This window comes from Alkalibacillus aidingensis, from assembly GCF_014595945.1.
In the GTDB taxonomy this organism is placed as follows: Bacteria; Bacillota; Bacilli; order Bacillales; family Alkalibacillaceae; genus Alkalibacillus; species Alkalibacillus aidingensis.
Genome location: NZ_JABXWU010000007.1, coordinates 25,108 through 38,645 on the forward strand (window position 1 = coordinate 25,108; position 13,538 = coordinate 38,645).

The following is a 13,538-nucleotide window of genomic DNA, read 5'->3' on the forward strand; positions in this document are numbered from 1 at the left end:
GTGTCGATAGTCCGTATGTTATTTAATATTCAATGACGAGGATAGGTGTTCCGATTGTTACGACATTTTTTTCTACATCCTGCTCACGAATGGCCATTTGAATATTCATTTTACTTTGATCTAAGGGAATATAATTAGTCATTTGCTCGCTATATCCACTTAAAACTGTAAAATTATCTTCTACTAAAATATTATTTAGTTCGACAGCAAAATCTTGCAAAAATTCCTTTTTAAATAAATTACTATTAATCATACCATCAATTTCACTTTGAAAACAAGAGTATACCTCACCATTTTCACTAAATGTTTGGAAATTAGAATGGGATAAGTAGTCTTTCACTTGTTGATAAATCGTTTGGTTCCATTCGTCCCCTACTATATCGTATACAACTTGCTTATTTTTGTGATGATCAAGGTCAATTACACTAAATGATTCGCTAAATGGGATACTTTTTTGAGGGTCTTTTTTATAATTGTTTGAAACCTTTTTCAGATCGGCTACTAAGGCATTAGCTTCATCCTCTGGAAGGTTTACTTTCATCGTAATTTGAAAAGTTGTCGCATCTAAATCCTGATCAAGGACATATTGAGCTAACTCATCAAAATCATTGAACTCAAAGGACTCTACGGAGTTAAAACTAATAGATTGATAGACTAAAGATTGAAATAATAGAATGAATGTCATTACTGAATAAACTAAACGCATAGACCGGTTCCCCCTTTTAGTAACAGGTTGGTCTATGCGTTTAAAATATAAACGTCAAAAATTTCGACTTTTTTATAACAGGTAAGTTAGTTGTTGTGACCAGTTGATAAAGTCTAAGAAGAAATTGCTTACTGTAGTCCCGAGCGCAATAGATAATAAAATAAATAAGATCTTACTTTCCGTTTCGCGCTGCTTTTTGAATAAAGCTTGTATATTCAACGAATCTAAAGCCTTCCAAGCTAGAATAATAAAGATAATATGTGAAGCGATTCCGACCATCGCATCGACTGCAACATCTACGTACATAAATGACCACCTCTCATTTAGTTATTGCTTTATGTAAAAATTAATCGATTGCTGGATTTCCCGGGAAATATCGACACAGAAATATGGGCAATTGTCTTTTGATTCGACGCTGTTAGTTTCACTTATACGCGATTCAACGGTGGATGTCAAATAATCGTGATAAGAGATTTGATCTAATTCTTCCGACTTTGCTTGCTCAACTGGGTGATTTATTTGGCAATCGGTGGATTAATTTAACGTTCACCGGAAAAATAATTGTCATGTCGAAGTATGTTAAAAAAAGATCTGACCGAGTTTGGCCAGATCTTTTTTTATTGGTTGGCTACATCTAAACGGTTAACTGCACGTTGTAGTGCTAGTTCAGCACGTTTAAAGTCAATTTCTTCTGATTTAACTTGATTCAATCGTTCTTCGGCGCGTTTTTTCGCTGCCTCTGCACGGTCGATATCAATATCAGAAGGATTTTCTGCGGCTTGAGCTAAGATCGTTACTTGATCTGGGCGAACTTCTAGGAAGCCACCACTCACAGAAATTTTGTCTGTTTTTCCTTCTTTTTTCAGTCGAACTGCACTAATGGTTAAAGGTGCAACTAATGGAATGTGTCCTGGTAAGATACCAAGTTCACCGCCCTCAGCTTTCACGCTAACCATTTCATATGATTCTTCTAGTACAGGGCCGTCAGGAGTGACAACACTCACAGTTAGTGTTTTCAATCTTACCCCTCCTCGGGCTCTTATTAAGCGACAATTAAATGTCGCTTAATGTCCCTTTATTGTTCCATTTGTTTTGCGTTCTCTACAACTTCTTCAATACGTCCAACTAGACGGAATGCATCTTCTGGTAAGTCGTCATATTTACCTTCAAGAATTTCTTTAAATCCTTGAACCGTTTCTTTAACCGGTACATATGATCCTGGTTGACCAGTGAACTGCTCAGCAACGTGGAAGTTCTGAGATAAGAAGAATTGAATACGACGCGCACGGGCAACCGTTTGCTTATCATCTTCAGTTAACTCGTCCATACCTAGGATTGCAATGATATCTTGTAATTCTTTATAACGCTGTAAAGTCTTCTGTACTTCACGCGCTACTTCATAGTGCTCTTCACCGACGATGTGTGGGTCAAGGGCACGAGAAGTTGATGATAGCGGGTCAACCGCTGGGTAAATACCTTGCTCAGATAACTTACGCTCTAAGTTAGTTGTTGCGTCTAAGTGAGCGAAAGTTGTCGCTGGAGCTGGGTCTGTGTAGTCATCGGCTGGAACGTATACAGCTTGGATTGAAGTGATCGACCCTTTGTTTGTAGATGTAATTCGTTCCTGTAATTGACCCATCTCAGTTGATAGTGTTGGCTGGTAACCAACGGCAGATGGCATACGTCCTAGTAATGCAGAAACCTCTGTACCCGCCTGAGTAAAGCGGAAGATGTTATCGATGAATAGAAGTACGTCTTGTCCTTCTTCATCACGGAAGTATTCAGCCATTGTAAGACCTGTTAATGCTACACGCATACGAGCACCTGGTGGTTCGTTCATCTGACCGAATACCATGGCTGTCTGCTTGATAACTCCGGAGTCGCTCATTTCATAGTAAAGGTCGTTACCTTCACGTGTACGCTCACCTACACCTGCGAATACTGAGATCCCGCTGTGCTCTTGAGCGATGTTGTTAATAAGCTCCTGGATTAGTACCGTTTTACCTACACCAGCACCTCCGAATAGACCAACTTTACCACCTTTTACATAAGGAGCTAATAAGTCTACTACTTTAATACCTGTTTCAAGGATTTCTGTTTCAGTCGCTAGGTCGTCAAACTTAGGTGCTTGACGGTGAATTGGGTCACGACGCGTTTCGTCAGAGATTGGCTCATCTAAGTCGATTTGACCACCTGTTACATTAAATACACGTCCTAGCGTTTCGTTTCCAACTGGTACACTAATTGGCGCACCTGTGTTTTCCACCTCAGTACCACGGACAAGACCTTCTGTTGAGTCCATCGCGATCGTACGTACTGAGTCATCACCAAGGTGTAAAGCAACTTCTAACACTAGGTCTTCGTTGTTTTCACTACCTTTTACGACTAGGGCGTTATAAATTTCAGGTAATTGACCACTATCGAATTTAACATCGACAACCGGTCCCATAACCTGAGTAATACGTCCGTTACTCATCCTTTTCCCTCCTAACTGCTCATTTCACCAAACGTTCTATTCAAGTGCAGCTGCACCACTAACAATTTCTGAAATTTCTTGAGTGATTGCTGCCTGACGCGCACGGTTATAAGACAATGTTAAGTCAGCAATAATGTCATCTGCGTTATCTGTTGCGTTACGCATAGCAGTCATACGAGATGCATGCTCACTTGCCTTACCGTCTAATAAGGCACCATACACAAGGCTTTCAGCGTATTGTGGCAATAACGTTTCTAAAATTTGCTCTTGATTTGGCTCATATTCATACATACTGCTTTGCTTTGTTTCGACATCTATATCAGTAAGTGGAAGAACTTTCTTCTCCGTAACTTCTTGTGAAATTGCACTAATGAAGTGATTGTAGAAAAGATTTAATTCATCGACTTCTTCATCAGCAAATAAATTAACTGCATAGTTAGCAATTTCTTTGATCTCTGCAAAGCTTGGTTGATCTGGTACTCCCGTAATTTCCTTAGCAATCGGTAATTCACGTTTTTTACAAAAGTCACGACCTACTTTACCAATCGGAATCACGACATAATCATCTTTTGATTGATGATTTTTTTCAATGGTTTGATGCATCTTACGTAACACGTTTGTGTTGTAAGGACCTGCTAAACCACGGTCAGAAGTAATCACGATATACCCCGTTTTGTTAACTGGGCGTGATTTAAGCATTGGGTGGTCAACATCTGTGTTTCCACTTGCAATACTTCCAACGACTTCTTGAATTTTTTCCATATATGGGACGAAGGATTTGGCGTTAAGCTCAGCTTTGTTAAGCTTTGAAGCTGAAACCATTTCCATCGCTTTGGTAATCTGTTTCGTTTTCGTGGTTGAAGTAATTCGTGATTTTAAATCACGTAAAGATGCCACAACGTCTCACCACCTTTTTAAGAGACTTGTTCCTTAAGAACTACTGTTCAGAAACGACAAATGTATTTTTGAAATCAGAAATAACTTGATCGAAATCTTCTTTTTCAGGTAAGTTACCAGTTTCACGGATCGTCTTAAGAACTTCTGCACCATGTTGTTTTAGGTATGCATGTAGTTCTTCTTCAAAACGGACAACATCCTCAACTGGAATATCATCTAAGAATCCGTTAACTAGAGCATAGATAATCGCAACTTGATACTCAACACGTTGTGGTTGGTGTAAACCTTGCTTTAAGATTTCAACTGTACGAGCACCACGGTCAAGTTTTGCTTGTGTTGCCTTATCTAAGTCAGAACCGAACTGAGCAAATGATTCTAGCTCACGGTAAGATGCTAGGTCTAGACGTAGCGTACCTGCTACCTTCTTCATCGCCTTGATCTGTGCAGAACCACCTACACGTGATACAGATAAACCAGGGTTGATCGCTGGACGTACACCTGAGTGGAATAGATCAGACTGTAAGAAGATCTGTCCGTCTGTAATTGAGATAACGTTGGTTGGGATATACGCACCAATGTCACCAGCTTGTGTTTCAACGAATGGTAATGCCGTTAAAGAACCGCCACCTTTTTCGTCACTTAGCTTCGCTGCACGCTCTAATAAACGAGAGTGTAGGTAGAATACATCACCTGGGAAAGCTTCACGGCCTGGTGGGCGACGTAATAGTAATGATAGCTCACGGTATGCAGCCGCTTGCTTAGATAAGTCATCGTATACAACAAGTACGTGTTTACCGTTGTACATGAACTCTTCACCCATTGATACACCTGCATATGGAGCTAGGTATAATAATGGTGCTGGTTCAGACGCACCTGCGTTCACAACGATTGTATAGTCAAGTGCTCCATTTTGACGAAGTGTTTCAACCACACCTCTTACAGTAGAGTCTTTTTGACCAATCGCTACATAAATACAAATAACGTCTTCTTCTTTTTGGTTCAAAATAGTATCGATTGCAATAGCTGTTTTACCTGTCTGACGGTCACCAATGATTAACTCACGCTGACCACGACCGATTGGAACCATAGAGTCGATAACTTTAATACCTGTTTGTAATGGTTCATCAACTGATTTACGGTCCATTACACCTGGTGCCTTAACTTCGATTGGACGAGATTTTGTTGCTTCAATTGGGCCGTTACCATCAACAGGTTGACCTAATGAGTTAACGACACGTCCAATAAGTTCATCACCTACTGGGACTTGCATGATACGACCTGTACGACGAACTTCATCGCCTTCACGGATCTCTGTATATGGTCCAAGGATAACGATACCGACGTTGTTTTCCTCTAAGTTCTGGGCCATACCCATCACACCATTAGAGAATTCAACTAGCTCACCAGACATAACGTTATCTAGACCATGAACACGTGCAATACCGTCACCGATTTCGATAACAGTACCGACATCATTAACTTCTATATCTGAATCATAGTTTTCAATTTGCTGTTTAATCAGCTTACTGATTTCTTCAGCTTTGATGCTCATCCATTTCACCCCTATCTTTACTTGTTTGCAGTCACGACACTCTGTTCAATGCGTTTAAGTTTCCTAGCAACCGTTCCATCAAAGATCTGGTTACCGACACGAACTTTTAATCCACCAAGGATTGACTCATCCACGATATTGTTAATGCGAAGGGTGTTTTTGTTTAACTTTTTCGCGAAAACATCTTGGACTTGTTGTTGTTCGTCGTCTGATAATGCACGAACAGAGTATACATCAGCTTCTGCAATTCCTTTTGCTTCATTCTTCATTTCCACAAAAGATCTAACAATATCATTGATTGCACTTATACGACGTTTATCTGCTAATACAAGTAGTAAGTTAACCATTTCTTGAGAAGAGTCTTTGAATACTTCACGGATAAACTGTTTCTTCTGTTCAATTGAAACACGAGGGTTAGCAAAGAACGTGTTGATTTGCTGATCTTCGTTGAACACTTGAGCAACTGTATTTAGCTCTTGTTCTAATTGATCTAAGCTTGACTTCTCTGTTCCAATCTCAAACAAAGCTACAGCATAACGTTTCGCTACGATTGAATTACTCATTTGCTTTCGCCTACTTTTTCTAAGTATTCATTAATAAGCTTCTCTTGCTCATCCATGGAAAGCTCTTTCTCAATAACTTTGCTTGCAATTTGTACAGATAACGTACCGACTTGTTCTTGTAATGCTTGGATTGCACGCTCTTTTTCTTGCTCGATTTCCTGGCGTGCACTTTGCTTAATACGCTCTGCCTCAGCTTTAGCTTCAGAGATTAAAGTCTCTTCTTGGTCTTTAGCTGTTAGCTTAGCATCTTCAATGATTTGCTGTGCATTTTGGCGAGTGCTCTTAAGCTCATCTTGCGCTTCTTTCATTAAACGCTCAGACTCTTGTCTGCTTTTTTCTGCTGAATCTATCTCATTAGCGATATGCTGTTCACGCTCTTGCATGACGTTCATTAATGGACGCCAAGCGAACTTGGTAATCAATGCGAGTAAGATGAGAAACATCACTAACTGCACGATCATATCGCCGGCCATCAAACCTACTTCTGCGTTTAAGTTATATAAACGTGGGTCTAGCACAACCTTCACTCCTTTCGCCTAATCATCCATAAAGGCCTTAAAGAAAAACTTAAATCAAATCATCCCTGGATTAGATCGAATACGACACGTTTACCAGTGATCGTTAGTGTTTTAAAGATTGTATTATTTCTATAAATAACCAATCCTATCATAGTAACATAAAGGAATGGCGAAGTTTCATAGGTTCACTTCGCCATTATGTCAATGCCATGTAATAAGGGTTTATTACATAACCATAAATGCAATAACTACCGCGATGATTGGTACCGCCTCTACTAACGCAACACCAATAAACATAGTTGTTTGTAGAGCACCACGTAATTCTGGTTGACGTGAGATCCCCTCTACTGTACGACTTACGATTAGACCGTTACCAATACCAGCACCTAGTGCCGCTAAACCTACCGCAATTGCAGCTGCTAAAAATTCCATTGTATAATCCTCCTCTAGAAATTAAGTTTCATATTTTTAAGATTCTATAATGCTTAATGGTCACTACTCACTTTGTGAGACATATAAACCATAGCTAACATAACGAAAATAAATGCTTGGATTGCACTAATAAATAGTTTGAATCCTTGCCATAGAAGCATTGGCACGAAACCTGCAACGGCTTCTAATGCACCGGATGCCATCAAGCTTACTAATAACGCTAATAGCACCTCACCGGCGAAGATGTTACCGTAAAGACGCATACCTAGCGTCAATGTGTTAGCAAATTCTTCGACGATTTTTAATGGAAATAAAATTGGAATTGGTGAAAAGAAATCTTTTAGATAACCTTTACCACCTTTGATCTTAACACCAAAGTAATGAGTTAAAGCAACTACCATTACTGCTAGTGTCAGCGTAATACCCGGGTCTGCTGTTGGTGATTTCCACCAGAGATCCCCGTCGTACACAACCATGAACATAATACCCAGTACGTTACCGATAAATATGTACATGAGAAGTGTGGTTGCAAATGGAAGGAACTGTCTACCAGTTTTCCAATCCATCGTACTTGAAATCATGCCTTTTACAAAGTCCACGACCCACTCCATAAAGTTCTGAAAACCGGTTGGCTTCCTCTGGAGGTTGCGACTTCCAATTACTGCAATGATAAAAACAATAATTGACGCAACAATAATCATTAGGACGTTTGATAAGTTGAAGTCTAACCAACTTATCCCAAAGACATCTTCAACTGTTGGAGAACCGTGATCCACATCATTCACCCCTTTTCGTAGTGGTAGTCTCTTTGTGATGGAAGATAAAATCTATCATAATGACAATGTAAGGTGTCATTAAACCTACAACGGCAGCGATTAAGTGAAAATCATCTGGAAATCTTAGTACAACAACAACGACTAATGCTGCTCCAGCAAATCGCGATAGCGTTCCAAACGATTTTGCTGTTCGGTTGTTAGCAGCCTGTTCACCTACGTTGTCAATCTTCTTTTGCATTAAAAATAGATTAAAAAAACCGACAGCTTGTCCTAACATGAGTCCTAAGAAGATTGATTGATAGTCGGTGAAGCCCCAGCCTAAAACTGAAATCGCTAACAAGTAGAGCAATAATTTCCGTTGACGGTTGACCATTTTAGTGTAGTTAGTCATGATGCGTCGTCTCCTAAAAACTTTTTAACTAGTGCAATGGTTCCGTACACACCAGCGGCCAATCCCATAAAGATTCCTATGATTAAAAAAAGTGGACTTGTCTGAAAATAACCGTCAAGCCACCGGCCGAGAAAGATACCGACTATTGTAGCTCCAGATAAATGACTGAGAATCGCGGTTGTAACTGCCATCCCTCGTAACGGATGATTCATATTTTTAACCTACCAATCACAGAAATTCAGACAAAAAAAAGGTTGTGGAATCATTGGAGATAAAATCGCTAATAAGGTTTACTATTTAATTAGAAGCAATTGTAAAAATATTCGACATTTTTTTGGTCGTGGAGTTATCTAAATTTTAGTGTTTAAATGTGTGATTTTTACATCTTTTTTCGCTTCTAAACCTTATCATTCCACACTAAAATAGCATACAATAGCCACCTATATAAGTCAATTAATTTCGTCTAGTTTTTAAGACTACTTTTTGACAAATCAATGACATTATGGAATCATTATTTCTTTAGTGTCTGTTTGGATTTCATTTCCATCATCCGCTTCAATCACAACTTGGTAATTCCCACGTTCTAATTCGGCCGTACTAAACGTTGTTTCAAACGTGCCACTGGATACTTGCTCCTCATCTATTAGGGTTGATTGTTGAATTAGCTGCTCATCATATAACGTAACCGTCAATCTCTCTAATTCCTCAGCAATGTAGAGCTTCATGTTCAACTGGTCCTGTTTAAAGGGTGGGATTTCCATTTCAAAACCAGTTACTCTTGGATAGTCTGCTGTTTCATTAATTAATAAGTAAGGAAGGTTTTGATTTTCCCCATTTAATTGTAAGGTTAAATACCCTTCATGAACACCACTTTTGAGCAGATTTTTTTGCAAATTTATGGCTATTTCGAATGTTTTTTGACTATTAGGTTCAATCGTTGTCGTTAATGGCAGATTCCAAGTTAGGCCTGTTTGTTTTCGAGGCATGTTCCACCTAACTGTTAACGGTTGATTCTCGTTATTGTTGACGGTGATACTTGTTTTTGTTTCTTGATCGTGGTTACCAACCTTGCCGAAATTCAGACCCTTACCGGTGATGGAATAGTCTTGATTGAATAGTTGGTCTGTATCAATGAAACCAACCCCTTGGGCACTTGGTTTTTCTTCAAACACTTCAGCTGCTGTTAACACCTGATCCTTTAATTCTTGGGGAGATGCATCAGGGTTTTTCTCTTTTAATAAAGCAATAACCCCCGCGATATAGGGTGAAGCCATACTGGTTCCTTGAAGTGCTGCATAGCCACCTGGAATCGTACTTACTACATCAACGCCTGGAGCGGTGATATCAGGTTTGATTGTCCAATCCGAAGTAACAGGGCCCCTCGCACTAAACTCTGCCATGTTATCCGTATCCGTCTCGTACTCTGTTTCGACCCAATTATGATGCTGAATTAGTGGCTCAACTTCTTCCTCTGACATATAGATTACCGGAATCTTTGTAAGAACCCATTGCCACTCGTTTGGGTCATCATTTTCATCACTATAAATGATCACACCTTTGGCCCCATTTTCTGTTACGGCTGAAATAATTTCTGGGTAGGTTAAGGACTGCTTATCAATCACAAGAATCCGGTCTTGAATCGTTGGAGTGAGACCATCTATATTTTCAACGTGCTCTAAAGGGTAGGCTTTCTTAAAACTCCATGGCTCACTATATGGAATCTGTCTGACTGGGATTGGGTCTTGTTGATGGATAGCGATCTCAGGAAACTCAATTTCGGTATAACCTGCCCCAACTGATATCGCCTTTTCTGCTGTTGCAGGTGAGGAAACGGTCCAGTCGTTAGGTCCACTATTCCCATTTGCCACAACGACAGATACCCCTAAATCAAACGCTTGATTGACTGCTTCAGCCATCGGATAATCCGGGCTATTGACATCCACTCCGAGTGACAGGTTGATAATATCCATGCCATCTTTTACTGCTTTTTCAAGAGCAGCAAGGATTTGAGCAGATGACCCCGTACCACCAGGACCTAACGCACGATAAGCATGGATGTCCGCATCTGGTGCAACTCCACGCATTTGTCCATTAGCTGCAATGATTCCTGCCACATGTGTCCCGTGCTCAGTCGGCAGGCCTTGCTCCTTAGTTGTTTCCATTGGGTCCTCGTCAAAATCGACAAGGTCAAATCCACCTTTGAAATTGTTGGCAAGGTCCGGGTGACTGTAGTCAATTCCCGTATCAATCACTCCGACTTTAATGCCTTTTCCGGTATAAGAGGTGTTGGTGATGCGATTGTCAGGGAGTGATCGATGGCTCGAATCCGATTGCTCGACAGTCGGGGCCTCATATGTTTGCGTCGGATGATAAGACTCTACCCATTCCTCTTGATGCAACTCTTCAACGTGACGCTCATCCCCCTTGATGGCGAGCGCTTGAAGCAACGTATCATATGTATAAAGAACTTCCACAAAAGGGTAATCCCTTTCAATTTGTTGCTTAACCTCGTGAGGATCTTCTGTTGTTTCAATAATCCATACATTATCATCTCCATGAACTGATAACGGCTGGATAATCAAAAATAAAGTTATTACGAACATCGATGCGAAAAGGCGCATGTAAAATCCCCCACTTTTTTATGTTTATTTTAACCAAGTGAGGAGTTGTCATACGTTAATGGTGGGATGATGGTCATCAATTGTTTATGGGTGAGGAGTTATTTTCTCAGTGACAATTTTGGGCCTTATATGGCTGAAAACGGTAGTGACTCGGCTCTTCGATGACGAAATAGGAGCTCTCTAGGGTGAAATCGTCATTGAAACGGCTTCTCGATGACGAAATGGTGGTCACCTCGGCTGATATCGTTATTGAAACGGTTCCTCGGTGACGAAATGGCGATCCATTCGGCTGATATCGTCATTGAAAACGCTCCTCGATGACGAAATGGTGGTCACCTCGGCTAGTATCGTCATTGAAACGCTCCTCGATGACGAAATGGCGGTCACCATGGCTGAAAACGTCATTAAAACGGCTTCTCGGTGACGAAATGGCGATCCCCATGGCTGAAAACGTCATTGAAACGCTCCTCGGTGACGAAATGGCGGTCACCACAGCTGAAATCGTCATTGAAACGCTCCTCGATGACGAAATGGCGGTCCCCTCGGCTGATATTGTCATTGAAATCACTTTAAAAACAAAAAAACCACTTGCCTTAAAGCAAGTGGTTGTCCGTTTTGTTTTATTTTGTACCGAAGAGGCGGTCGCCTGCGTCTCCTAGTCCTGGTACGATGTAGCCTTTTTCGTTTAACTTTTCATCGAGTCCTGCCACGTAAATATCGATATCTGGATGCGCTTCTTGTACTGCTTCAACGCCTTCTGGTGCGGCGATTAAGCACATGAGGCGAATTTGTGTTGCGCCACGGCTTTTGAGTGAGTCGATCGCTGCAATAGCTGAACCACCTGTTGCTAGCATCGGGTCGGTGACAATTAATTCACGTTCATGAATGTCTGATGGCAACTTGATATAATATTCAACCGGCTTTAAGGTTTCAGGGTCACGGTAAAGTCCAACGTGTCCAATTTTAGCGGCTGGGACTAAATTGACAATGCCGTCTACCATACCTAGACCAGCACGCAAAATAGGAATGATGCCCAGTTTCTTACCTGCTAGTACATTTGACTTTGCTGTTGCGACGGGCGTTTCAACTTCAACTTCTTCTAAAGGAAGTTCTCGAGTAATCTCAAACATCATCAATGCCGAAACTTCATCAACTAATTCGCGAAAACCTTTCGTTCCTGTGTTTTTGTCACGAATATAGGTTATTTTGTGCTGAATAAGTGGGTGATCAAAAACGTAAACTTTACCCAAAACGAACATCTCCTTTTTGACAATATCTCTTGAATTGTAGCGAAATCTGTTATGATATGCAAACTTTAATCGTAAAAAAGTGGTGAGGAGTCCTCACCACTTTTTATTATTCATACATTGGGAACTGATCAGCTAGTGCTTTAACACGAGCTTTCGCTTCTTCTAATTTTGCTTCGTCTTCATGATTTTTTAGCGTGAATGCAATAATTGAAGCGACTTCATCCATTTCATTATCACCAAAGCCACGGGTAGTAACCGCTGCGGTTCCGATACGAATTCCACTGGTTACAAATGGGCTCTCTGGGTCAAATGGGATGGTATTTTTATTAGTTGTCACTCCAACATCGTCAAGTGCTCTTTCCGCTACTTTACCTGTTAAATTAAGAGGGCGAACATCTAATAATAATAGGTGATTGTCCGTGCCATCAGAAACGAGACGAATCCCTTCTTTTTTCAATGATTCTCCTAAACGCTTAGCATTGTCGATAATTTTTTGAGCGTAATCTTTGAATGATGGGTCAAGCGCTTCTTTAAAGCCAACACCTTTAGCAGCGATGATATGCATCAACGGACCACCCTGCATGCCTGGGAAGACATTACTATCAATCTTCTTGGCAAACTCTTGTTGACATAGAATCATACCACCACGTGGACCACGTAAGGTTTTGTGAGTCGTTGTTGTAACAAAATGAGCATGAGGAACAGGGCTTGGGTGTAAGCCTGCTGCAACTAACCCAGCAATGTGGGCCATATCCACTAATAAATATGCTCCTACTTCATCAGCAATTTCACGGAACTTTTTAAAATCGATTGTACGTGGGTAGGCTGATGCACCTGCAACGATCAGCTTTGGTTGAACTTCTTTAGCTTTAGCTAATACCGCATCATAATCGATTACTTCAGAATCTTCGTCTACTCCATAGTCAACGACGTTATATAGTTTTCCACTGAAGTTAACTGGACTACCGTGTGTTAAGTGACCACCATGGTTTAAATTCATGCCAAGGATCGTATCGCCTGGTTTAAGGGCAGCAAAATAAACGGCCATATTTGCTTGCGCACCTGAGTGTGGTTGTACGTTTGCATGATCGGCGCCAAATAATTCTTTTGCACGGTCACGCGCTAAATCTTCAGCAACATCAACAAATTCACAGCCACCATAATAACGGCGAGAAGGGTAACCTTCAGCATATTTGTTCGTTAAAACTGAACCAGCTGCTTCCATTACTGCTTGAGAAACAAAGTTCTCTGAAGCAATAAGTTCAATCTTATCGTGCTGACGATTTTTTTCTTGATCAATTGCCTTTAACATTTCTGGGTCTACTGCATGTAACTGATTGTGCAAATGAGTCATAA

At 40.6% G+C, this 13,538-nt stretch carries 16 protein-coding genes; 1 reads left to right on the top strand and 15 read right to left on the bottom strand.

Annotation, left to right across the window (positions count from 1 at the left end):
- Positions 1 to 22: 22 nt before the first annotated feature.
- The 13 genes from HWQ49_RS10605 to HWQ49_RS10665 form a co-directional block, all read right to left on the bottom strand.
- A complete protein-coding gene (locus HWQ49_RS10605; protein WP_188207597.1) occupies positions 23 to 706 on the bottom strand; it encodes a YwmB family TATA-box binding protein in 684 nt (227 codons plus the stop codon).
- 72 nt (positions 707 to 778) lie between these two features.
- Positions 779 to 1,012, bottom strand: coding sequence for a DUF1146 family protein (locus HWQ49_RS10610; protein ID WP_188207598.1), 234 nt, complete (start codon positions 1,010 to 1,012; stop codon positions 779 to 781).
- Between the two features lie 311 nt (positions 1,013 to 1,323).
- Complete coding sequence (locus HWQ49_RS10615) at positions 1,324 to 1,725, bottom strand: F0F1 ATP synthase subunit epsilon (protein ID WP_188207599.1); 402 nt, start codon at positions 1,723 to 1,725, stop codon at positions 1,324 to 1,326.
- Between the two features lie 56 nt (positions 1,726 to 1,781).
- Positions 1,782 to 3,182 (bottom strand): F0F1 ATP synthase subunit beta, encoded by a 1,401-nt coding sequence (atpD, locus tag HWQ49_RS10620; RefSeq protein WP_188207600.1) that lies wholly within the window; start codon positions 3,180 to 3,182, stop codon positions 1,782 to 1,784.
- Between the two features lie 36 nt (positions 3,183 to 3,218).
- Entirely contained in the window at positions 3,219 to 4,079 is an 861-nt protein-coding gene (gene atpG / locus HWQ49_RS10625) for an ATP synthase F1 subunit gamma (protein ID WP_188207601.1), read from the bottom strand.
- Between the two features lie 40 nt (positions 4,080 to 4,119).
- Positions 4,120 to 5,631 (bottom strand): F0F1 ATP synthase subunit alpha, encoded by a 1,512-nt coding sequence (gene atpA / locus HWQ49_RS10630; RefSeq protein ID WP_188207602.1) that lies wholly within the window; start codon positions 5,629 to 5,631, stop codon positions 4,120 to 4,122.
- A 17-nt stretch (positions 5,632 to 5,648) separates the two neighbouring features.
- Complete coding sequence (locus tag HWQ49_RS10635; protein ID WP_188207603.1) at positions 5,649 to 6,194, bottom strand: F0F1 ATP synthase subunit delta; 546 nt, start codon at positions 6,192 to 6,194, stop codon at positions 5,649 to 5,651.
- Positions 6,191 to 6,712: a F0F1 ATP synthase subunit B gene (gene atpF, locus HWQ49_RS10640; protein WP_317450928.1), complete on the bottom strand. Its 522-nt coding sequence runs from the start codon at positions 6,710 to 6,712 to the stop codon at positions 6,191 to 6,193. The genes HWQ49_RS10635 and atpF overlap by 4 nt, the downstream gene beginning before the upstream one ends.
- A 225-nt stretch (positions 6,713 to 6,937) precedes the next feature.
- A complete protein-coding gene (gene atpE / locus HWQ49_RS10645) occupies positions 6,938 to 7,144 on the bottom strand; it encodes a F0F1 ATP synthase subunit C (protein ID WP_188207604.1) in 207 nt (68 codons plus the stop codon).
- Positions 7,145 to 7,197: 53 nt separating this feature from the next.
- Positions 7,198 to 7,920: a F0F1 ATP synthase subunit A gene (gene atpB / locus HWQ49_RS10650; protein ID WP_188207605.1), complete on the bottom strand. Its 723-nt coding sequence runs from the start codon at positions 7,918 to 7,920 to the stop codon at positions 7,198 to 7,200.
- Position 7,921: 1 nt separating this feature from the next.
- A complete protein-coding gene (locus HWQ49_RS10655) occupies positions 7,922 to 8,311 on the bottom strand; it encodes an ATP synthase subunit I (protein ID WP_188207606.1) in 390 nt (129 codons plus the stop codon).
- A complete protein-coding gene (locus tag HWQ49_RS10660) occupies positions 8,308 to 8,523 on the bottom strand; it encodes an AtpZ/AtpI family protein (protein ID WP_188207607.1) in 216 nt (71 codons plus the stop codon). The genes HWQ49_RS10655 and HWQ49_RS10660 overlap by 4 nt, the downstream gene beginning before the upstream one ends.
- A gap of 288 nt (positions 8,524 to 8,811) precedes the next feature.
- The gene (locus HWQ49_RS10665; protein ID WP_188207608.1) at positions 8,812 to 10,932 is read right to left on the bottom strand and encodes a S8 family serine peptidase; all 2,121 of its coding nucleotides are present in this window, start codon (positions 10,930 to 10,932) and stop codon (positions 8,812 to 8,814) included.
- Positions 10,933 to 11,300: 368 nt separating this feature from the next.
- On the opposite strand from HWQ49_RS10665, the gene HWQ49_RS10670 reads away from it, so the two are divergent.
- The gene (locus tag HWQ49_RS10670) at positions 11,301 to 11,591 is read left to right on the top strand and encodes a hypothetical protein (RefSeq protein WP_188207609.1); all 291 of its coding nucleotides are present in this window, start codon (positions 11,301 to 11,303) and stop codon (positions 11,589 to 11,591) included.
- Here the strand turns inward: HWQ49_RS10670 and upp are convergent.
- Both upp and HWQ49_RS10680 read right to left on the bottom strand, forming a co-directional pair.
- Entirely contained in the window at positions 11,553 to 12,182 is a 630-nt protein-coding gene (gene upp / locus HWQ49_RS10675; protein ID WP_188207610.1) for a uracil phosphoribosyltransferase, read from the bottom strand. The two genes, HWQ49_RS10670 and upp, sit on opposite strands and share 39 nt — an antisense overlap.
- Positions 12,183 to 12,288: 106 nt before the next feature.
- A complete protein-coding gene (locus HWQ49_RS10680) occupies positions 12,289 to 13,536 on the bottom strand; it encodes a serine hydroxymethyltransferase (RefSeq protein ID WP_188207611.1) in 1,248 nt (415 codons plus the stop codon).
- Positions 13,537 to 13,538: the final 2 nt, after the last annotated feature.